We start from the raw sequence: 21,229 nt of genomic DNA, 5'->3' as shown, positions 1-21,229 counted from the left end.
AAAAATATTTGCTTAACAAAAAAATCCCAGCCTTTAGGGCTGAGATTTTTTATTGATAATAAGGTGAGATCATTAAGTAAACAATAACACCAGATAGACTTACATATAGCCAAATTGGCATCGTCCATCGTACAATTTTACGGTGACGTGTTAATTGATTCGTAAAACCAAATACAAGTGCGAACAATGCAAGTGGTACAATAATTGCCGCAAGGATAATATGTGTAATTAAAATGATGAAGTACACATATTTAATAAATCCTTCCCCGCCAAAATGTGTTGCTGGCGCCAAGTAATGATACGATAAATACGAAACACAGAATAGCAAAGTCGTCGTGAATGCCGCAAGAATGAAACCGCGGTGCATTTTCACATTCTTTTTAATAATAGAGTATAAAGCTGCTAATAAGAATACGAACGTAAAGCTATTAAAAATTGCATTTAACATTGGTAAAATCGTTACATCAAAATGTACTTCTCCTTCATAGCCAACAGGTCCAAAGAACAAAAATAAAATAATCGCATTTACAATTACAGAAAGCGTTATCACAATAGGAGCATAGCTTTTCTGATTTGTTGATTGATCCACCAAAATGGTCACTCCCTCTTCCTTCAAATATGTATACGTAACCTCACTATTTTAACATATTATTCACAGTGTAAATGTGACAATAGTTTGACACAGTAAGACAAGACAAAGAAAAAAATCCTTCTTAATAAAACTTCTTAAGAAGGATTTTATCGCTTTATTATTCAAATAGCAATGCAATTAGTTTTTGTTAAAAAACGTATCGCTATATGCTTGAAAAATTTCAGATACTTGATATCCCATTAATGAAATTGCTGTTAATGAAAAGAAACCAATCATAAGAAATCGAAACCACATATAAATCTCCTCCTTGTATTTAGCTTAAAAAACGTTAGCTATATTACAAGTTACGTGGCACTCTTCATCATCACTTTCTTTCTTCTTTACAATTGCTGTTATAAATCGAATCATAAAGAATAGAACAAAAGGAATTTGTTCGTAATTCACCTTGGCATAGTTCAGCAACGGCTCGCGCTGCACATCGAACGGGGATGAGAAGGAATAGAACATACCTTGCTCTTCCATATATACGATTACAATTTTCATGCAAAATACTATTCCTAGAAACGAAACAATATCTTGCCATTCTGTCGTATATAACAGGTTATACAGCTCTAATACGTACTCTTCCATCATCATCCCCCCCTTCCTTTTTTACCATTTTGCTCGCCTTCGTATAAAAAGTCAAGAAAAAAGTTTATATTCACTATGACAATAGTAATTACTCGTTTCTATGTTTATATATGATTCTTTTATAGCAATGATTGGGTGTAACTCTATTCCAAAACAATAAATTAGAGTCGAACGGATTCTTCATTTCTACTTTTAGGTTTCAAAACTGTGCTATTTTTATTTCTATTAAAAATAAAATAAGAAAGTATTATAAGAACAGTAACAAGCATCGTTAAAAGTGCTTGTGGACGCAAAGATTCAATTGCAAGCATTGCAACTAAAACTGCTATAATAGCAGCAATTGTAACATACGTTACATATGGGAAAAGCCACATTTTCACTTTCAAATTTCTTTGTTCTACTTTTCCCATTTTTTTACGCATCTTTAAATGCGAAACTGCAATAACGAGATAAACGAGTAACGCGATCCCACCAGAAGCATTCACTAAAAATAAAAATACTTTATCTGGAGATATGTAACTAAAAACAACTCCAATATAAGCGAAGAAAGTTCCAAATAAAACTGCTCGAACTGGAACACCACTACTGTTCAATTTTAAAAACACCTTTGGAGCATCTCCTCTTTCTGCCATCGAAAAAAGCATTCTTGAGTTTGTATATAAGCCCGAATTTAAACAAGAGAGTACAGCTGTTAAAACGATAAAATTCATAATTTGTGCTGCCGCTGGTATTCCTATATGTTCAAGTACCGCTACAAATGGACTTTTTAGTATGTTTGCTGAATTCCACGGAAGGAGTGTAACGACTATAGCAATAGATCCAATGAAAAATACGAGAATACGCCAAATTACACTATTTGTTGCTGTTTTTACTGCTTTTACAGGTTCAGCAGACTCACCAGCCGCTACCGCTACAATCTCTGACCCCATAAATGAAAATATAACGACGGTAATTCCAAGCAGCACCGAACTTATCCCATTTGGCATAAATCCCCCTTGTCCTACTAAATTTGAAGTGCCAGGTGCTTCCGTTCCTGGTACAAATCCTAAAATAACAGCAAGTCCAAGACAAAGGAATAAGACGATGCTTATTACTTTAATAAAAGAAAACCAATATTCAAACTCTCCAAATGATTTCACTGAAAAAACATTCGTCAACGTTAATAAAATCGTTAATATTAGGCTTAATAACCAGAGTGGGATGTCTGGAATCCAATATTGAATAATGCCAGCACCTGCTGTGGCTTCTATTGCAATAACAATTACCCAGAAAAACCAATATAGCCACCCAATTGTATACCCCGCCCATGGGCCAATAGCTTCTCGTGCATATGTTGCAAATGAACCACTTGTCGGGTTAATAGCTGCCATTTCGCCCAACATTCTCATGACGAAAATGACTAGAAGTCCTGCTAATGCATATGAAACGATAGAACCTGGCCCGGCCGAATGTACAACTGCACCACTTCCAACAAACAAACCAGCCCCTATTACGCCACCAATTGAGATCATCGTAATGTGGCGTATTTTTAGGTCTTTCTTAAGATTTTTATCCAAATCTTGTACATCCCCTTCCAAACTTTATTTTGAAATTTATGTAAGAGTATTATGCAAAAAACCTTGTCTTACACTTCTTAATATATCAAAATATTCTGAATTTAAAAATTTCAAATCCACCTCCTTCATAAATTATTACATTAGGTTTAATAATTTTCCATACACAATTGTTGAGAAAATTATTAAACCTAACAAAAGATAGAATTTTCAGATATTATTAAAGAAACAAGATTATACATCTAGACAACTTTTTGTATAGGAGTGTTGATATGTTAAACAAGTTCAAATTTATTTGTTGTATGTTAGTAATTTTCTTACTGCTACCGCTAGCTCCCTTCCAAACAAAAGCAGCAAACAATTTAGGATCAAAATTACTCGTTGGATATTGGCATAACTTTGATAACGGTACTGGCATTATTAAATTAAAAGATGTTTCACCAAAATGGGATGTAATAAATGTATCTTTCGGTGAAACTGGTGGTGATCGTTCCACTGTTGAATTTTCCCCTGTGTATGGTACAGATGCAGAGTTCAAATCTGATATTTCCTATTTAAAAAGTAAAGGAAAAAAAGTAGTTCTTTCAATAGGTGGACAAAATGGAGTCGTTTTACTTCCTGACAATGCTGCTAAACAACGTTTTATTAATTCCATTCAATCTCTAATCGATAAATACGGTTTTGATGGAATAGATATTGACCTTGAATCAGGTATTTACTTAAACGGCAATGACACTAATTTTAAAAACCCAACAACTCCTCAAAGCGTGAATCTTATCTCAGCAATTCGAACGATTTCAGACCATTACGGCTCAGATTTCCTACTAAGCATGGCCCCTGAAACAGCTTATGTTCAAGGCGGGTATAGCGCATATGGAAGCATATGGGGTGCATATTTACCAATTATTTACGGAGTGAAAGACAAACTAACTTATATTCACGTTCAACACTATAATGCTGGTAGCGACATTGGGATGGACGGTAATAATTATAATCAAGGAACCGCAGACTACGAGGTCGCGATGGCAGATATGCTCTTACATGGCTTTCCTGTAGGCGGTAATCCAAATAATATTTTCCCAGCTCTTCGTTCAGATCAAGTAATGATTGGACTTCCGGCGGCACCAGCAGCAGCTCCAAGTGGCGGGTATATTTCTCCAACTGAAATGAAAAAAGCTTTAGATTATATCATTAAAGGCGTTCCTTTCGGAGGAAAGTATAAGCTTTCTAATCAAAATGGCTACCCTGCATTTCGTGGTCTAATGTCTTGGTCCATTAATTGGGATGCAAAAAACAGCTTTGAATTCTCCAATAACTACAGAACATATTTTGATGCTATTCCTTTGCAAAAATAATAAAAAACAGCAATAGGTTATATAAAGTAACCTATTGCTGTTTTTTATTTATGTAAATTACTTTTTCACATCCATATCTACAGTACGAAGAGATTCATCTCCATTTCGTAAATAGCTATTTACGAGACTTAAAAGTAACTTCCCACCAACTAACATTGCACGTTCATCAAAATCAAATTGAGGATGATGATGCGGATATGTTGCTCCTATTTCTTCATTACCCGCACCTGTGAAGAAAAATGCTCCTGGAACATGCTCTAAGTAGTATGCAAAATCTTCACCACCCATAATCGGCGGCACTTCAATGACCCTTTCTCTTCCAAGATCACGTTCTGCAACCTCCATAAAATGACTCGTTTCCTCTACATGATTTATTAATATTGGATAGCCACGTTTATATTGAATATTAACTTCAGCCTGAAGAGACTGACAAATCCCCTCAACAACTCGTCTAAATTCCTTCTCCATATATTCTCTTACTTCAGGATCTAACGTTCGAATGGTTCCTGTAAACGTAGCAGTATCCGCAATAATATTATCCGCTTGACCAGCATGGAATGTACCAACTGTTAAAACTACGGATTGAAGTGGATCGACTTTTCTACTAACTAACAGTTGCAACTGGTTAATAATTTGTGTTGCAACAATAATAGCATCTACAGTATGATGCGGCATACCTCCGTGACCACCTCGCCCTTGAACCTTCACCTCAAAAGAATCAGCTGCCGCCATCATTGCTCCTGCTTTCGCACCAACAATTCCTACAGGCATTTGAGAAGATACATGCGTACCAAAAACAACATCTACTCCTTCTAAACAACCATCCTCAATCATAGCGATAGCCCCGCCAGGCTCTTTCTCTTCTGCATGTTGGTGTATAAGAACTATTTTTCCAGAAAGTTGGTCTCTATGATCACTTAATATTTTTGCAACTCCTAAAAGTGTTGCTGTATGTCCATCATGGCCACAAGCGTGCATTACGCCCGGAACCTTTGATTTATATGAAACTTTCTTTTCATCTTGAATAGGTAGTGCATCAAAATCAGCACGCAACGCGATTGTCTTCCCAGATTTCCCACCTTCAATTACGCCGATGATTCCTCTTCCCCCGACATCTGTTTTCACATCAATATGAAAACTTTTTAAGATTGCAGCTATTTTTTTCGGTGTTTCTATTTCTTGAAACGATAGCTCTGGGTATTGATGAAAATCTCTTCGCCACGAAACCATTTGGTTATACAAACTTTCCAACTCTTTATGCCATGTTTCTATCATAGAAATTCCCCTTTCTTTTTTAACACTTTAAATTTAATTTACATAACATTCTGTATTTAATCAATAAAAAGGAGAACTTTCTCTGAAAGTCCTCCTACTATTCTAGAATCGTCTAATTACTATTTTGCTTCAACACAAATACTGAAAGTTCAGGTACACTCCAAAATCTAACCGGCATTCGGGTTGTCCCAATACCTCGATTTACGTATAAATGTAACGGCTTATTCTTCCCTTCTAATTCATACATACCTTCAACATAGCTCTCAGCTAATTTTGTAGTAATTAATGGACCTATAAAAGGAATTTGAACTTGTCCTCCGTGACTATGCCCTGAAACTTGAAAATCAACTGGATAACAAGCTACTTTGTCTACAACATCCGGCTCATGTACTAATAGCATATTGAAATCTTGTTGCCTTACATGTTTTAAAGTCGCGTCTATTTGCGGCTTCCCTAATAAGAAATCATCCAAACCTGATATTGTAATATATTTACCGTTTCCCACTTTAATTTTCTGCACTTCATTTACTAATACAGAAAAACCAGCTTCCTCCATATACTTTTTATAAAACACACTACCCCCCCCGCCCCTATCATGATTCCCAAACACAGCATATTTCCCTAAGGGAGCATTAATTTTCTGCAAAATAACCTTCGCTTCATCTTTTTCCGCACTATAAGATCCAAACTTATCTATTAAATCTCCTGTGAAAACTACTATATCTGGATGCAATTCATTCATCTTCTCCACCAAATTTTCTAGTTGTTTCAATGTAAACTCTGGTCCTAAATGTACATCTGAGAATTGCAATATTTTTTTATTATTAAACTCTTTAGGAATCGTCGGGGCTTCTATTTCATTCCACGTAACTGTTATTAGTTTTCGTTCTATTTCTGTCGCATAGAAATACAAGCTTACTGGAATCATTACTATACTTATGAAACTTATAATAAGTTTCTTTAAGATTGATTTTTTTTGTTCTTTTTTTACATGATGCGTATTCATGTTTTCACCTCTAGATGTAGTTTAAAATCCTTTTGTTACATTGATGTGACAACATGAAAAAAATTGGGGTTTCAACACGTTGTAGCAAATATGTTTGTTATCCCAGCTGCAATTTTTACCGGTCATGTAACTTGGATTGAATATTTCCCAAACTTCTTGTTTTCTTTGGGAATTTAGTAGGCGGTTTGTATTTTGTAGAACTACCTTATTTCATATCTTATAATAAGAAACTACCTACAAATAAAGAGAAGACTGAAATACAGAACAAATCTATATCCGCTTAAATGGAATAGTTATAAAGTAGGCCTAAAAAATATTACAAATTTCATTTTTTTCGTGAATATATCTACGTACACTTGTTCTCGAATGTTTTATACGTTATAATAACAACTTAAATAGCATTATTTACATATGAGGTGAAAAACATGAATAAAACAGAATTAATTAAAAACGTAGCACAAAATGCTGAGATTTCTCAAAAAGAAGCTACTGTAGTTGTACAAACTGTAGTAGAATCAATCACTAACGCTTTAGCTGCTGGTGAAAAAGTACAACTTATCGGATTCGGTACATTCGAAGTTCGTGAAAGAGCTGCTCGTACAGGCCGTAACCCACAAACTGGTGAAGAAATGCAAATCGCAGCTTCTAAAGTACCTGCTTTCAAAGCTGGTAAAGAACTAAAAGAAGCTGTAAAATAATGAAAAAATAGCCTTCTCGTTTATGAGAAGGCTATTTTTTCATAACATAATTAATAAAAATCTGACCATTGTGCTGTTTTTTTTGTTCCTTTATGCAAATAAAACCTTTCCTTTCAAAGAAAGATTTTGCTGTAATACTCGCCTCTGTATATATATCCCCGTGCCCTAAGTTCACTGCTTCTTTTTCTAACTTCTGTAATATGTATGAAGCTACCCCTTTTCCTTGATAATCTTTATGCGTAAATAAGCGATCTATATAATGCTCATCATTATAATCCCCAAACCCCACTATCACACCTCTATACTCAGCAACGTAACAAATATTCTTTTCTAAAGACTGTAGCCATCTTTCTCTATCTAGTCGCTTTGGCGCCCATGCCTGTAGCTGTAACTCGTTATAATCTCTTGCATTCACCGTATGAACTGTTTCATAGAACAATTGTAATACTGTTTCTAAATCCTCTTTCTGGAATGTCCTAATTATAATATCCGTTAACATATATGAGTCTCCTTACTAAACTAACACTCGGCTTTCTACTATAATAAGATTCAATATTGCTGCTTTATTATACCTTTTTTCTTTTTATACAAACAAAAAAACAACACTTATTCAAAGTATTGTTTTTTGTATAAAAGCATTTTCAATTACTCTATAAATTAAAATTTTTATTATTTTAATTTCACTCTTTGCAATCTTAGCGCATTTAATACGACTGATACCGAGCTAAATGCCATCGCCGCCCCTGCAACCCAAGGTGCTAAGAAACCTAATGCTGCAATTGGGATCCCTAAGCCATTATAAGCTAACGCCCAGAATAGGTTTTGCTTAATATTTCTAATCGTCATTTTACTCATAAAAATTGCATCGGCAATACTATTTAAATCACCACGGATTAACGTAATATCCGCTGCTTCCATCGCTACATCCGTTCCTGTTCCAATTGCCATACCAATGTCTGCTGTAGCAAGAGCAGGAGCATCATTTATTCCATCTCCAACCATCGCTACTTTCTTACCTTGCGCTTGCAGTTTTTTCACTTCTTCTGCTTTTCCTTCTGGCAATACTTCTGCAATTACGTGATCAATACCAACTTGCCCTGCAATTGCCTGAGCAGTTTGTGTATTATCCCCTGTAATCATAACAACGTCTAGACCCATTTTCTTAAGTCGTGCGATAGCTGCTTTTGAAGTATCTTTTACAGTATCCGCAACAGCAACTATTCCAGCATACTCCTTATCTATCGCTATTAACATTGCTGTTTTTCCTTCTCGCTCTAGCTCTTCCATCGATTTAGAAACTTCTTCAATATCAATATTAAACTTCGTCATTAATCGACGTGTACCAATTAATAATTGTTTCCCTTCAACAATCGATTCAATACCGAACCCAGGAATTGCTTCAAATGTTTCCGAACTTGGTATATCAATTTTCTTTTCTTTAATTCCTTCTACTATCGCTTCTGCAAGTGGGTGTTCAGAATTTTTTTCTGCCGCTCCTACTAAACGTAGTATTTCTTCTTCATGGAATCCATCTGCTACAATTATATCTGTTAACACTGGCTTCCCATTTGTCACAGTACCCGTTTTGTCTAAAATAACCGTATCTAATCGGTGCGTTGCTTCTAAATGCTCTCCACCTTTAAATAAAATACCATACTCAGCTGATCTTCCTGATCCAGCCATAATAGATGTAGGTGTCGCAAGACCTAACGCACATGGGCAAGCGATAACAAGTACTGCTATCATTTTCTCAAGCGCTCCGCCAAAATCACCAGGTGTAACAAATATCATCCACACTGCAAATGTAATAATAGCAATCACAACTACAACCGGTACGAAAATACCAGAAATTTGATCAGCTACCCGTTGAATAGGCGCTTTCGATCCTTGCGCTTCTTCTACTACTTTAATAATTTGAGCTAATGCCGTATCTCTACCTACCTTAGTTGCTTTAACTTTTAAAAATCCATTTTTATTTATTGTAGAACCAATTACTACATCTCCAATTGTTTTATCAACTGGAATACTTTCACCCGTTAACATCGATTCATCAATCGCAGATTTTCCTTCTACAATTTCTCCATCAACCGGTATTTTTTCACCAGGTTTTACATAAACGATATCACCAGCTACCACTTCTTCGATTAAAATCTTCATTTCTGTTCCATCTCGCACAACTGTAGCTGTTTTCGCTTGTAATCCCATTAACTTTTTAATTGCTTCTGATGAACGTCCCTTTGCCTTTGCTTCAAATAATTTACCTAAAATAATTAATGTAATAAGTACCGCACTCGTTTCAAAATATAAATCTGTCATATGTTCCGAAGAACCAATAGATTGAATACTTAAATATACACTATAGAAATAAGCGGCCGACGTTCCAAGTGCCACGAGGACATCCATATTCGCACTTTTATTACGTAACGCTTTATAAGCTCCAATATAAAACTGTCCACCAATGATAAATTGAACAGGAGTTGCAAGGGCTAGCTGTACCCAAGGGTTCATTAGCATATCAGGTAAATAAATAAACGATGTAAATGAGAAATGACTCACCATTGCCCACAATAACGGGAATGATAAAATAAACGAAATAATAAATTTCTTCTTTTGTCGTTCAATTTCTTGTAAGCGATGATCTGTTGATCCATCTTGCTCATCTGATTTCACTTCTAATTTATATCCTAACTTTGTAATCGTACTCTTCATTTCATTTACACTGACTTCATCAGGATTAAAGTCTACCGTTGCCGACTCTAAAGCGAAATTAACCGTCGCTTTGTTCACACCATCTAACTTATTTAAACGCTTTTCAACTCTATTCGCACATGCTGCACATGTCATTCCTGAAACAGTAAATTCAGCTTTATCACTTACAATTCCATATCCTAACGATTCAACTTTTTCTTTAAAGTGTTGCGGATTTGTTTTAGTTGGATCGTACATTATTTTTGTTTTTTCAAGTGCAAAATTTACATTTGCATCATGAACACCTTCTACTTTTTTCAGACCTTTTTCAATTCTATTGGCACATGCTGCACATGTCATTCCTGATATTTGAAGATTGGCCTCTTTTTGTTCATTCATGTCTCTCACCTCTATATACCCTTATAAGGTATAATTATTAGCAAAATAAATCGTACTTCGTTTAAAGTACGATTTATTTCCATATCTAAAAATAATTATTGAACATCGTATCCTTGATCTTCGATTACAGCAACGATATCTTTTAATGTTATAGCAGACGAGTCGATAGTAACTTCAACAGTTCCTTCTGCTAATTGAACCTTCACTTGTTCAACACCGTTTAGCTCTTTCACACTGCTTTCGATAGAGTTTACACAATGTCCACAAGACATACCTTCAACTTTTAATGTTAACTGTTCCATTTAAAATCCTCCTCTTGTTTCTTCATTGTTTGTTAATCACAACTACATCTTACCATACCCCCCTAAGGTAATCAATGGTTTTGTATCATGATTTTTCAATTATTTTCTAAACGTTTATTTTACACACAATTTTTCACTACAATACACCTAAATCCAATATACGAGTAAACAAAAAAAACAAGCCAGTTACATACTAGCTTGTTTTTACGCTTTTGAAAAACGTTCAAATACTGTCATTAATTCTTCAATTGCTTCGTCACCATTTCCATTTTTAATAGCTCCTGAAACACAATGACTCGTATGATTTTTTAAGACACCCATTCCTACTTTTTTCATCGCTGCATTAATCGCTGAAATTTGCACTAAAATATCAACGCAATAACGATCATTTTCAATCATATTTTGAATACCACGAACTTGTCCTTCGATTCTCTTCAATCTATTTATAATTTGCTCTTTTTCTTTTTCTGATCTATGTGTTACTGATTCATGCTCTTTATGATCCATATTATCACCTTCTTAAAATTTCTCTTCATCCAATAAAACAATTGCTTTTATGAGTATACTAATTATAGCATTAAATATCTATGTATGATACCCCATATGAGTATATTTCCACTTTATGATTATTCTTAACACATTATTAGCTTCTCAGTCTCAATTTTTATTATACCCTTTCCTTTTTGTAAAAAAATCATTATATCTCCAATCAAAATCCAATAAAGTGAAACTTTAATTAGCACTCCCCAATCGGGCTTTTACTGGTAGCCTGCCCGGCAAATAGCGGGATAAATTGAAACAATAATAAGCGGGGATTGTCCATCCCCGCTTATTATTCGCTTACAAATATAAAAGCCTCAATCTTCACACGTTTAAATTGAGACTTTTTTCTTCCTATATATAGTTATTGCTGATCACATACTTTTGTATCTTTCACTACTGAAGTTCCTTCAACGGTCACCGTATGAAAACAATCATTCACTCGAACTGTCACAACATTATCTTGCCGATCAATGATATGATATTCATTAAAATTTTTATTCAGAGCACTGCGAATTTGTTCTCCTTCATAAATTGGGATGCCATGTGATAGAACCCAAATCAGTCCAGCGATAGCAAGAATAGTTTTCATACGATCTACCTCCTTGAGAATATAGTGAACTTTTAATCCGCGCTTTTTCAGCTCTATTCCTCTTGATTTGAATGAATCAAGCCTTTTTGGAAATAAGTTCATTTCGTCTATTTTATGTTTATGCTAATTGTGACGAAAATGTGACAACTTTTTGTCTCTTTAGACGAAAAGTTGAAACAAAACTTTCAAAAAGGACAATTCTACTTGAACAACACAAAAGACTATGGAAAATTTCCCCATAGCCTTTTGTTTGCATTTTATTAGACGATCACTTGATTAACTAACTTAAAAATGTGAATTTACTCCAATCACTAGCCTTTTAAACACTGGATACATGACTAATAAATCTCAACCCTTTACTTAAAGAAGTCGGCACAACAGATGCATGATTCTCTCCTTCTGCTTCATAAAACATAAATCTAAATTGATCGTGTTTTACTTGGAGAAGGCGCTCTGACAATTCATTTGCACCTACAACCATATGCTCTCGTTCAAGTGAACCAACTGTAAGAAATACTCCTGTTTTAACCTTTGCATTGTTTAATTCATTTATAAGATTCTCTTCTTTTTCAAGCACAGATTGGTTATTCCACCAAATAGATGGGCTACTAATAAAATAATTTTGAAAGGCATTTACGTTTGTAAATAATATATGTAAAGCAAATAGGCCACCTAGCGAATGCCCAAATAACGTTTGTTTTCCTTTATCAATCGCAAAACTTTTTTCAATTTGCGGTTTAACTTCTTCTTCAATAAAAGTAAAGAAGTTATGTGCTCCTCCTGTTTTAGGCCACGGTTTACCGTCTGGTTTTAAAGGAGCATCTTTTGAAATTACGCTAGGTGTAAAATCATAGCATCTTTCTTCTCCTGAAAATGCTCCTTCAATTGGATAACCCATACCTACTATAACGGCTGGTGAAACACCTGTTTTTTCAGCCCTTACTGATTGTATTTTAACCGCTTCATGAAATGTTTGAAAAAAGGCATTGCCATCTAATACGTATATGACAGGGTATCCTGAATCCGGTGCTGGTTGCCTCGGCTTTGAAATATGAATTTGATATTCCTTACCCTCTACTTTTGAATACATTTTCCACTGTTCTGTATTAGATGTAATAATCTGCTGTTTTTCAATAGTAGTATTCACCCTATCTCCCCCTTTTAGCTCGTTACATATATTTCTACTTTTTCTTCTTGAGATACAACACTATCATAACCGAAACAAACAGGAGCCCCATTATACGGGTCAATCATGACACGCGCATCAATATGAAATACTTCTTTTAAGACTTCATTTGTAATAATTTCTTCTGGACTACCAGTTGTAACAATTTTCCCATCTTTCATTGCAATAATTTCATCGGAAAACCTTGCTGCGTGGTTAATATCATGCAATACCATTACAATCGTACAGTTATGTTCTCTATTTAACTTTTCTACAATTTGCAATACATCTAATTGGTGAGACATATCAAGATATGTAGTCGGTTCATCTAATAGCAACACTTCTGTCTCTTGTGCTAAAGCCATTGCTAGCCATACCTTTTGTCGTTGACCACCTGATAAATTTGCAATTTGTCTCGTTCTAAATTCTGAAGTTTTCGTTATATCTAATGCCCAATCAATCATTTCTTTATCTTTTGAGGTTAACTTGTTTACGTTATTTCGATGTGGATAGCGTCCATAAGAAATTAATTCTTCTACTTTAAGCTCTCCTGGTGCAATCGGAGTTTGCGGAAGTAAAGCTAACAGCTTGGCAATTTCTTTCGTTGGAATTGTATTTAAATCCTTTCCTTGCAAATACACTTTACCGCTTTTTTGCTTTAAAATTCGTCCCATCGTTTTTAATAGTGTTGATTTACCGCACCCGTTTGGCCCTATAATTGTCGTTACTTTTCCTTCTTGTATTTCCACATTTAAATCGCGAAACACTGTAAGTTTTTCATAACTTGTTTCTAAATTTTTTGCACTTAACATACTCACTTTTATTCCTCCTCTTACGCTTTCGCCTTATAAAGTAAATATAAGAAATACGGTACACCGACAATAGAAATAACGATTCCAACTGGTAACTCTACAGGTGTGAAAACTGTTTTTGCAATAAAGTCTGAAGCAATTACAAGAAACATTCCGATTACTCCGCACGTAGGAATGATATGCTTATGCTGAATACCAACAAGTCTTTTCGCTATATGCGGTGCCATTAGTCCTATGAAACCAATACTTCCTGAAACAGCAACACATGCGCTTACAAGTCCGATACTACTTAATAGTAAAATTGATTTCTCTCTTTCTACTGAAACACCTAAACTCGTAATACTCGTTTCTTCCAATTGAAATAAATCTAATAAATAAGCTTTCTTCTGTATAAGTGGAATTAAAATGATAAGCCACGGTAACATAGCAATAATATACTTCCAGTTTGCACTATATATGCTTCCAGACACCCAAACTGCAGCCATCTCAAAATCAGTTGATTTCATTTTGAGTGATAAATACATAGAGAATGCGCCAAACCCTGAACCAATTGCAATCCCTGTTAACAAAAGTCGCTGCGAATCTAACTTACCGTTTTTCCAAGAAAACAGATAGATTATAATGGCTGCACCTAATCCACCAACTAGGCCAAACATCGGCATCATCATTATAGAAATCCAGTCTGTGCTCTTTAATTGTCCTTGAAAGAAAAACATAAAAATGACGATAGCTGTACCTGCTCCGGCATTTACTCCTAAAATACCTGGGTCCGCCAAACCATTTCTCGTAATCCCTTGAATTACAGCACCCGCAACGCCTAATCCTAATCCTACTAATCCAGCAATTACAATGCGCGGAAGACGAAACTCAAAAATAACTAAATCATGCTCTGGTAACGGATCTATTCTAAAAAGTGTTTTAAATACATCTGTAATCGTAATATCAAACGTTCCATTCGTTAAACTAATATAAATGGCACATAGTATTAAAAATATAATAATCCCCATCGTCATTCCAAAACGTTGACTTGAACTTTTAAGCATGTCTCTCTCCTCCTCTTGTACGGATTAAATAAAGGAAGAAAGGAATCCCAATTAAAGATGTAACGACTCCAATTGGCGTTTCAAATGGATAGTTTACAAATCTACTTAGTACATCACATAAAGCTAAGAAAACTCCACCAATAACACCCGCACATGGTAAAATCCACTTATAATCTACCCCAATAATAAAGCGAGTAATGTGTGGAATAATTAAGCCTACAAAACCAACTTTTCCTACTAAAGCAACTGCTGTTCCTGTTAAAAAAATTACTGATAAAATTGCCATCGCTTTTACTAGTTTTGTACGCTGCCCTAGATTAATAGAAACTTCTTCTCCTAAAGAAAGAATGGTAATAGATTTCGCTATTAACAGCGCTAAAACTATCCCAATTATCCCAAAAGGTATCGTGATTTTAATTATATTAGGGTCCACTTGGTCTAACTTTGCATTAAACCAAAAACTAACATTTTGAGAGATTTGAAAATACGAAGCCATCGCAGCTGATACACTGCTTAAAAATGTTCCAATAACTGTCCCTATAATTGCTAACCTAACAGGAGATAGGCCATTTTGAAGAAGTGAGCCAAAACCAAACACGATACCGGCCCCTAGTGCAGAACCAATCATTGAACATAAAACCATACCGATCGATGACATTCCTGGAAGAAAAATCATACATAGTGTAATAACAAAGGCTGCACCATCCGTCACACCCATAATAGAAGGGGATGCAAGATAGTTTCTTGTCATCCCCTGCATAAGTGCTCCTGATATGGCTAGAAATGCTCCGACTAAAAGAGCTGCAACTACCCTTGGTAAACGTGAAGTAATAATAATATTATGATTTACATCGCTTGAATCAAAATGAAATAATGCGTTCCACACTGTTTCAGCATCAATACTTTTCGCACCATACAAAATAGAAAGTATAACTGTAGCTAAGATGAGTATGGGTGCTATACATAATATAGTTACTGGTACTGCATTTGTTTTCTGCATATCATTCAACGCACCTTACTTATTGTATTATTTAGATAAATTTTTCACTGCTTCTTTTAAGAATGCTGTTTTACTCCAAGCTGTACCACCTTGTGCCATTGGATCCACAACGTTTACAAATACTTTCTTTTCTTTCGCAGCATTCATACTTTGCCAAATTGGATTGCTTTCAATTTCTTCTAGTACTTTCGGGTTTTTATTTTCACTTGCCTCGTATTGTAAGAAAATATAATCCGGGTTAAGTTCAGCAAGTTTTTCAAATGAAATTTTCTCTTGTGCTTTTACAGTTTTCAATTGCTCTGGAGCAGTTAGTCCAAGATCTTTATAAATGACAGGGTTAAAGTATACGCCTTCAGGATATAGGAATAATTCGTTTGCTCTTAGTCTAACGACAAGTACTTTTTTGTCTTTTAACTTATCTCCTAGTTTTGCTTTTGCTTTTTCAGCGTCCGCATTGTAATCTTTAATAATCTTTTCTGCTTTATCTTTTTTACCAGTTAATTCTCCCATTAACTTTAAGTTATCTTCCCAATTTGTTGAAACGTGTGATACTGGGAACGTCGGAGCTACTTTCGTAAACTTTTCAGCTGTTTCTGCTGGGAATTTCGTACTTGATGTAATAACATCTGGTTTTAATTGAAGTAATGTTTCAAAATTCGGTTGCATTTTCTCACCAACAGATTTTGCACCCTCTAAATCTTTTTCAAGATACTTTGGTAATTTACCACCTACAGTAATCGCACCAACTGGTTTAATTCCAAGTACTGCCGCATCTTCCATTGACTCTAAACTAGCTGTCGCAATTTTATCTACTTTTGCTGGCACTGTATATTCTTTACCTAAATATGTAATTTTTCGTTTTTCATCTTTTTTTGTTTCCGTAGCTTTTGTCTGTTGCTTTTGCTCCCCTGAAGTTTTATCCGCACTATTACATGCCGCTAACCCTACACTTAAAACTGTAACCATCCCTAATGTAAATAACTTCTTGTTCATCTTTATATATCTCCTCTCGAAACCTGTAAATAGATTATTTTTATATAAAAACTTAACTACATGAAACTTGTTCTAAGCATATATTTCATTAGATTAATAATTTTATCCGGAACTCATTCCCATTCACTTCCCCTAAACTATAATTCTTTTATACTTCATCCATTGATAATTCTTTTCACTGATAATGATTATCGTTACTAAGTATATATTTAATATGTAATTATTTCAAGAATGATTTGAAAAATTTTAACAAACTGAATTAAAAAGAAGTATCCGCCTATTATTAGCGAGATACTTCTTTTTTTAGAAATTTATATGTAATTCAACTGGACAATGGTCTGATCCTATTATTTCACTGTTAATTTTCGCATCCGTTATTTGCCCTTTTATTCTGTCCGAGACAACAAAATAATCTAAACGCCATCCGATATTTTTCGCTCTTGCTCCCATACGATAGGACCACCAAGAGTATGCACCTTCCTGATTAGGATAAAGGTGACGGTACGTATCAACAAATCCTTCTTCTAAAATACGTGTAAACTTCTCCCTTTCTTCATCAGAGAATCCAGGGTTTTTACGGTTACTTTTTGGATTTTTTAAATCTATTTCTTTATGAGCAACATTTAAATCTCCACAGAAAATAACTGGTTTCTTTTCATCTAATTGCTTTATGTAAGCCCTGAAATCATCTTCCCATTCCATTCTGTAATCTAAACGCTCTAATCCTCGTTTTGAGTTTGGCGTATATAACGTTATCATGTAAAAATCTTCGAATTCTAAAGTAATGACTCTTCCTTCTTGATCATGCTCTTCAATGCCTAAACCGTACGTAACAGAAAGCGGTTCTTTTTTCGTAAAAATTGCCGTTCCTGAATAGCCTTTTTTCACAGCATAATTCCAATATGTATAATATCCCTCTAGATTTAAATCAATTTGTCCACTCTGTAATTTAATTTCTTGTAGACAAAATATATCTGCATTGGATTCCTCAAGATATTCTAAAAATCCACCTTTTGTGATAACTGCACGTAAACCATTTACATTCCATGAAATTAACTTCACTTATAATCCTCCTCTTGCTGTTCACTTTCAAAGTTCATGCTATCACAAAATAGAAAAACAATCATATTTTCATCTTTGTAATCTTGCTCTTACATTTTTGAATACGTACATACGCACTTTATTCAGGTTATACTAATTTCAGAGGTGATGTTCTTTGCACAATGGAGAATTTATGTTAACAAGTGTGTATTGGCAAGCAATTATTCATAATGATTCTTCCTATGACAACAAATTCTTTTATGCTGTGAAATCAACTGGTATCTTTTGCCGACCATCGTGTAAATCAAGAATACCGAATCAAAACAATGTACGAATTTTTCTTCATGCAGAACAGGCATTGCAGGAAAACTTTCGTCCGTGCAAACGTTGTAAACCAAATGGGATTACTTTACCAAATGAAGAGTGGGTAGAACAAATTAAAGAGTATATTGAAAAGCATTTTGACGAAGCATTAACTCTCGGCATACTGGCGGAAATGTGCCACGGTAGCCCCTTTCATTTACAACGCACTTTCAAAAGAATAACAGGAATTAGCCCAATGGAATATATACAGCAATTCAGGATTGTAAAAGCGATGGAATATCTTTCACATACAAAGCAATCCGTTAAAGAAATTAGTACTGCTGTCGGGATAGAAAACCAAGAGTATTTCGCAACTTTATTTAAAAAGAAAACTGGATTTACTCCTACTGAATATCGAAAAAAGAACGTAATGAAAGAGGTAGACAATAATGAATTCCTACAAAAATAAATCTATATATTGGACGCTACTTACACATAAAAATTGGTGCTTTCATATTGCTGCAACTGAAAATGGAATTTGTTTCATTGGATCACAAGACGCAAACTTTGAAGAACTAAATATATGGGCTAGAAAAAAACAGCCCCAACATATATTGACTTGCAATCCAGATTACATGCAAACATATACGAAAGAAATTATGGAGTATTTAGAAAACAAGCGTGAAACTTTTACTTTCCCTATCGATGCTTACGGAACTGCTTTTCAATTATCCGTTTGGAATACGGTACGTGAAATTCCTTACGGGAAGACCTATTCTTATTCAGAAATTGCAGAAAGAATTCAAAAACCTACAGCTGTGCGTGCCGTTGCTTCTGCTATTGCCGCCAACCCTCTTCTCATTACGATTCCTTGCCATCGCGTTATAGGAAAAGATGGAAAACTAACTGGTTTTAGAGGCGGATTAGAAATGAAAAAAGAATTGCTCACATTAGAAAAATTACAGGTGGAATTCATATGACAGCAGAATATAATAACGCATTGACTTTAGCAGCTCCAAAAGAATTTAATTTCCAAGAAAACTTACGCTATCTATCACGTTCTAACAATGAATGTATGTTTCACATTGAAGATAACAAAATTTATAAAGTCATTCCTGTTGAACATGTAAACCCTTTAGTTGAAATTAGTATAAATACTGAAGGAAATATTCAAATACGTTTTTTAGGAGAATCCTATAACTCTGAAAAATGGGTATGTGATGCTATAGCTAACTACGTAATAGAGTGGTTTGATTTCACTACCGATTTAGCTCCTTTTTATACATTAGCTAAACATGACCCACTCCTTCAAGGCCCTATTCAAGATTATTATGGGCTTCGCACATTAGGTATTCCAGATTTATTTGAAGCACTTTCCTGGGGAATTATCGGTCAACAAATTAACCTCGCATATGCTTATACGCTAAAAAGAAGATTAGTTGAACAATTTGGAAGTTACGTAAAATGGAACGATAGAAAACATAGGATATTCCCATCACCTGAAACAATTGCAAATTTACATGTAGAGGATCTTAAAAAATTAAAAATGACGACTAGAAAATGTGAATATTTAATCGGTATTGCGAGGCTTATTACAGAAGGGAAACTATCAAAAGAATCGTTACTACAAACACAAGATGTAAAAATTGCTGAAAAACAATTAACCGCTATCCATGGTATAGGACCGTGGACTGCCCACTATGTTTTAATGCGCTGTTTACGCTTCCCTTCAGCCTTTCCAATTGATGATGTTGGTCTGCATAATGCAATTAAATTTATTACAGGTTCCGAAAATAAACCGACTAAACATGAAATAAAAGACTTTGCGGCAAACTGGACAAATTGGGAATCTTATGCAACTTTTTATTTGTGGCGCGTGCTATATTAAAAAGAACCAAGTAGCACATTCTTACTACTTGGTTCTTGTCTAAGCTTGTTCTTCAAATCGTCTTGCGATTTCTACAATAACTTGAACAGCTTTTTCCATAGTATCTACCGAAACATACTCAAATTTACCGTGGTAGTTTTCACCACCAGTGAAAATATTTGGCGTCGGTAATCCCATATATGATAATTGTGATCCATCTGTTCCACCGCGAATCGGGTGAATGTTCGGTTCGATATTTAAACTTTTCATCGCTTCATATGCAATATCAACAATTTCTCTTACCGGTTCAATTTTTTCAAGCATGTTATAATATTGATCATTCATTTCTAAAACGACCGCATCTTGCCCATACTTCTCTTGCATTTGCTTCACAATATTTTCAACGTTATTTTTACGTGTCTCAAAATTTTCACGATCAAAATCTCGAATAATATAATACGCTTTACTTTGCTCAACATCACCATTTAAAGAAAGTAAATGATAGAACCCTTCATAGCCTTCTGTATATTCTGGCGCCTCTTCTACTGGTAAATGCCCGTTAAACTCCATAGCAAGTTTCGTTGCGTTACGCATTTTATTTTTCGCTGTTCCAGGATGTGTATTCGTTCCGTTAAACGTTAACTTAGCACCTGCAGCATTAAAACTTTCATACTCTAAACCACCTAATGGACCTCCATCCATCGTGTAAGCGAATGATGCACCAAACGTTTCTACATCAAAATGCGCTGGCCCACGACCAATTTCTTCATCCGGTGTAAATGCTACTCTTATTTTCCCATGCTTAATTTGTGGATTATGTATTAAATGGTTCATTGCAACCATAATTTCTGTAAGACCAGCTTTATCATCTGCACCTAGAAGTGTTGTACCATCAGTTGTAATAATCGTATGTCCTTTATATGATGGTAATTCCGGGAACTGCTCTGGTGTTAAAACAACATTTAGCTCTTCATTTAACGTAATTGCATGACCATCAAAATTTTCATGAATTTGTGGTTTTACGTTTTTCCCCGTAAAGTCTGTTGCCGTATCTAAATGGGCTAAAAATCCGATTACAGGCACATCCTTGTCCGTATTAGCGGGAAGTGTTGCCATTACATAACCATTGTCATCCATCGTTACTTCTGTTAACCCAATTTCTTTTAACTCTTCAACTAATAATTTACCAAATTCAATTTGTCCAGGTGTTGTTGGCACTGTATGGCTTTCTTCATTTGATTGGGTATCAATTTTTACATATCTCGTAAATCTTTCAATAAGTTCTTGTTTCAAGTTCGTTCACTCCCTTTTCTGTTTCTCTCTCCATTATAATCCTTAAAACGAAATATTTTAACTGTTTTGACTGTGAAGATGT

Annotated in this window: 22 protein-coding genes and 1 pseudogene; 6 read left to right on the top strand and 17 right to left on the bottom strand. The window is 34.8% G+C overall.

Annotated elements, in window-relative coordinates; translation table 11 throughout:
- Positions 1–49: 49 nt before the first annotated feature.
- The 3 genes from JDS98_RS23595 to gabP all read right to left on the bottom strand — a co-directional run bounded on the left by JDS98_RS23595 (position 50) and on the right by gabP (position 2,778).
- On the bottom strand, positions 50–592 hold the full coding sequence (locus JDS98_RS23595; protein ID WP_000228316.1) for a DUF420 domain-containing protein: 543 nt from the start codon (positions 590–592) through the stop codon (positions 50–52).
- A 318-nt stretch (positions 593–910) separates the two neighbouring features.
- Positions 911–1,228 carry a hypothetical protein gene (locus tag JDS98_RS23590; protein WP_002059902.1) on the bottom strand — a complete coding sequence of 106 codons (318 nt, stop codon included), beginning with the start codon at positions 1,226–1,228 and terminating at the stop codon, positions 911–913.
- Positions 1,229–1,383: 155 nt separating this feature from the next.
- Positions 1,384–2,778 carry a GABA permease gene (gene gabP, locus JDS98_RS23585; RefSeq protein WP_000360093.1) on the bottom strand — a complete coding sequence of 465 codons (1,395 nt, stop codon included), beginning with the start codon at positions 2,776–2,778 and terminating at the stop codon, positions 1,384–1,386.
- A gap of 269 nt (positions 2,779–3,047) precedes the next feature.
- Here gabP and JDS98_RS23580 point away from each other — a divergent pair, with 269 nt between their 5' ends.
- Entirely contained in the window at positions 3,048–4,130 is a 1,083-nt protein-coding gene (locus JDS98_RS23580; RefSeq protein WP_199634383.1) for a chitinase, read from the top strand.
- 57 nt (positions 4,131–4,187) lie between these two features.
- On the opposite strand, the gene JDS98_RS23575 is transcribed toward JDS98_RS23580, so the two are convergent.
- Together JDS98_RS23575 and JDS98_RS23570 are read right to left on the bottom strand one after the other, a co-directional pair.
- Positions 4,188–5,405, bottom strand: a complete 1,218-nt coding sequence (locus JDS98_RS23575; RefSeq protein WP_000573505.1) for a M20 metallopeptidase family protein — start codon at positions 5,403–5,405, stop codon at positions 4,188–4,190.
- 112 nt (positions 5,406–5,517) lie between these two features.
- A complete protein-coding gene (locus JDS98_RS23570; RefSeq protein ID WP_001091710.1) occupies positions 5,518–6,411 on the bottom strand; it encodes a metallophosphoesterase in 894 nt (297 codons plus the stop codon).
- Positions 6,412–6,474: 63 nt separating this feature from the next.
- On the opposite strand from JDS98_RS23570, the pseudogene JDS98_RS23565 reads away from it, so the two are divergent.
- Both JDS98_RS23565 and JDS98_RS23560 read left to right on the top strand, forming a co-directional pair.
- A pseudogene (locus tag JDS98_RS23565) lies at positions 6,475–6,695 on the top strand (formate/nitrite transporter family protein); the annotation flags it as partial.
- Between the two features lie 141 nt (positions 6,696–6,836).
- A complete protein-coding gene (locus JDS98_RS23560) occupies positions 6,837–7,109 on the top strand; it encodes an HU family DNA-binding protein (RefSeq protein WP_001043903.1) in 273 nt (90 codons plus the stop codon).
- Between the two features lie 31 nt (positions 7,110–7,140).
- On the opposite strand, the gene JDS98_RS23555 is transcribed toward JDS98_RS23560, so the two are convergent.
- The 11 genes from JDS98_RS23555 to JDS98_RS23505 form a co-directional block, all read right to left on the bottom strand.
- Positions 7,141–7,608: a GNAT family N-acetyltransferase gene (locus tag JDS98_RS23555; RefSeq protein ID WP_000954491.1), complete on the bottom strand. Its 468-nt coding sequence runs from the start codon at positions 7,606–7,608 to the stop codon at positions 7,141–7,143.
- Between the two features lie 170 nt (positions 7,609–7,778).
- Entirely contained in the window at positions 7,779–10,196 is a 2,418-nt protein-coding gene (locus JDS98_RS23550; RefSeq protein ID WP_097953950.1) for a heavy metal translocating P-type ATPase, read from the bottom strand.
- Positions 10,197–10,291: 95 nt separating this feature from the next.
- Complete coding sequence (gene copZ, locus JDS98_RS23545; RefSeq protein ID WP_000436968.1) at positions 10,292–10,498, bottom strand: copper chaperone CopZ; 207 nt, start codon at positions 10,496–10,498, stop codon at positions 10,292–10,294.
- Positions 10,499–10,702: 204 nt separating this feature from the next.
- The gene (locus JDS98_RS23540) at positions 10,703–11,005 is read right to left on the bottom strand and encodes a metal-sensing transcriptional repressor (RefSeq protein ID WP_000349642.1); all 303 of its coding nucleotides are present in this window, start codon (positions 11,003–11,005) and stop codon (positions 10,703–10,705) included.
- Between the two features lie 397 nt (positions 11,006–11,402).
- Entirely contained in the window at positions 11,403–11,630 is a 228-nt protein-coding gene (locus JDS98_RS23535; RefSeq protein ID WP_128853734.1) for a hypothetical protein, read from the bottom strand.
- A 319-nt stretch (positions 11,631–11,949) separates the two neighbouring features.
- Complete coding sequence (locus JDS98_RS23530) at positions 11,950–12,777, bottom strand: alpha/beta hydrolase (protein WP_098711849.1); 828 nt, start codon at positions 12,775–12,777, stop codon at positions 11,950–11,952.
- 14 nt (positions 12,778–12,791) lie between these two features.
- Entirely contained in the window at positions 12,792–13,613 is an 822-nt protein-coding gene (locus JDS98_RS23525; RefSeq protein ID WP_097957688.1) for an ABC transporter ATP-binding protein, read from the bottom strand.
- A gap of 14 nt (positions 13,614–13,627) precedes the next feature.
- A complete protein-coding gene (locus JDS98_RS23520; protein WP_000920445.1) occupies positions 13,628–14,650 on the bottom strand; it encodes a FecCD family ABC transporter permease in 1,023 nt (340 codons plus the stop codon).
- Positions 14,643–15,650 (bottom strand): FecCD family ABC transporter permease, encoded by a 1,008-nt coding sequence (locus JDS98_RS23515; protein WP_001173039.1) that lies wholly within the window; start codon positions 15,648–15,650, stop codon positions 14,643–14,645. Before JDS98_RS23515 ends, JDS98_RS23520 begins: the two co-directional genes overlap by 8 nt.
- 27 nt (positions 15,651–15,677) lie before the next feature.
- Positions 15,678–16,643 carry an iron-hydroxamate ABC transporter substrate-binding protein gene (locus JDS98_RS23510; protein WP_001035500.1) on the bottom strand — a complete coding sequence of 322 codons (966 nt, stop codon included), beginning with the start codon at positions 16,641–16,643 and terminating at the stop codon, positions 15,678–15,680.
- Positions 16,644–16,946: 303 nt separating this feature from the next.
- The gene (locus JDS98_RS23505; RefSeq protein WP_000767623.1) at positions 16,947–17,705 is read right to left on the bottom strand and encodes an exodeoxyribonuclease III; all 759 of its coding nucleotides are present in this window, start codon (positions 17,703–17,705) and stop codon (positions 16,947–16,949) included.
- A gap of 172 nt (positions 17,706–17,877) precedes the next feature.
- Here JDS98_RS23505 and JDS98_RS23500 point away from each other — a divergent pair, with 172 nt between their 5' ends.
- The 3 genes from JDS98_RS23500 to JDS98_RS23490 are packed head-to-tail and all read left to right on the top strand — an operon-like array spanning position 17,878 to position 19,875.
- Positions 17,878–18,456: a bifunctional transcriptional activator/DNA repair enzyme AdaA gene (locus JDS98_RS23500; protein ID WP_098711854.1), complete on the top strand. Its 579-nt coding sequence runs from the start codon at positions 17,878–17,880 to the stop codon at positions 18,454–18,456.
- Complete coding sequence (locus JDS98_RS23495) at positions 18,437–18,967, top strand: methylated-DNA--[protein]-cysteine S-methyltransferase (RefSeq protein WP_098711848.1); 531 nt, start codon at positions 18,437–18,439, stop codon at positions 18,965–18,967. Before JDS98_RS23500 ends, JDS98_RS23495 begins: the two co-directional genes overlap by 20 nt.
- Positions 18,964–19,875: a DNA-3-methyladenine glycosylase 2 gene (locus JDS98_RS23490; protein ID WP_098711847.1), complete on the top strand. Its 912-nt coding sequence runs from the start codon at positions 18,964–18,966 to the stop codon at positions 19,873–19,875. Before JDS98_RS23495 ends, JDS98_RS23490 begins: the two co-directional genes overlap by 4 nt.
- 39 nt (positions 19,876–19,914) lie before the next feature.
- Here the strand turns inward: JDS98_RS23490 and pepT are convergent, their stop codons facing one another.
- A complete protein-coding gene (pepT, locus tag JDS98_RS23485; RefSeq protein WP_097957683.1) occupies positions 19,915–21,147 on the bottom strand; it encodes a peptidase T in 1,233 nt (410 codons plus the stop codon).
- Positions 21,148–21,229: the final 82 nt, after the last annotated feature.

The sequence above is a fragment of the Bacillus cereus group sp. N11 genome (genome assembly GCF_016483605.1).
Lineage (GTDB): Bacteria > Bacillota > Bacilli > Bacillales > Bacillaceae_G > Bacillus_A > Bacillus_A toyonensis.
Note: the sequence above shows the minus strand (reverse complement) of the source record. Positions and strands in the feature narration are given on the sequence as shown.

Bases quoted from the DNA above. Each gene is read 5' to 3' on its own strand.
- JDS98_RS23590 (WP_002059902.1), bottom strand. From the start codon at position 1,228: ATGATGATGGAAGAGTACGTATTAGAGCTGTATAACCTGTTATATACG.
- JDS98_RS23580 (WP_199634383.1), top strand. From the start codon at position 3,048: ATGTTAAACAAGTTCAAATTTATTTGTTGTATGTTAGTAATTTTCTTA.
- JDS98_RS23575 (WP_000573505.1), bottom strand. From the start codon at position 5,405: ATGATAGAAACATGGCATAAAGAGTTGGAAAGTTTGTATAACCAAATG.
- JDS98_RS23570 (WP_001091710.1), bottom strand. From the start codon at position 6,411: ATGAATACGCATCATGTAAAAAAAGAACAAAAAAAATCAATCTTAAAG.
- JDS98_RS23560 (WP_001043903.1), top strand. From the start codon at position 6,837: ATGAATAAAACAGAATTAATTAAAAACGTAGCACAAAATGCTGAGATT.
- JDS98_RS23555 (WP_000954491.1), bottom strand. From the start codon at position 7,608: ATGTTAACGGATATTATAATTAGGACATTCCAGAAAGAGGATTTAGAA.
- JDS98_RS23550 (WP_097953950.1), bottom strand. From the start codon at position 10,196: ATGAATGAACAAAAAGAGGCCAATCTTCAAATATCAGGAATGACATGT.
- copZ (WP_000436968.1), bottom strand. From the start codon at position 10,498: ATGGAACAGTTAACATTAAAAGTTGAAGGTATGTCTTGTGGACATTGT.
- JDS98_RS23540 (WP_000349642.1), bottom strand. From the start codon at position 11,005: ATGGATCATAAAGAGCATGAATCAGTAACACATAGATCAGAAAAAGAA.
- JDS98_RS23535 (WP_128853734.1), bottom strand. From the start codon at position 11,630: ATGAAAACTATTCTTGCTATCGCTGGACTGATTTGGGTTCTATCACAT.
- JDS98_RS23520 (WP_000920445.1), bottom strand. From the start codon at position 14,650: ATGCTTAAAAGTTCAAGTCAACGTTTTGGAATGACGATGGGGATTATT.
- JDS98_RS23515 (WP_001173039.1), bottom strand. From the start codon at position 15,650: ATGCAGAAAACAAATGCAGTACCAGTAACTATATTATGTATAGCACCC.
- JDS98_RS23510 (WP_001035500.1), bottom strand. From the start codon at position 16,643: ATGAACAAGAAGTTATTTACATTAGGGATGGTTACAGTTTTAAGTGTA.
- JDS98_RS23500 (WP_098711854.1), top strand. From the start codon at position 17,878: ATGTTAACAAGTGTGTATTGGCAAGCAATTATTCATAATGATTCTTCC.
- JDS98_RS23495 (WP_098711848.1), top strand. From the start codon at position 18,437: ATGAATTCCTACAAAAATAAATCTATATATTGGACGCTACTTACACAT.
- JDS98_RS23490 (WP_098711847.1), top strand. From the start codon at position 18,964: ATGACAGCAGAATATAATAACGCATTGACTTTAGCAGCTCCAAAAGAA.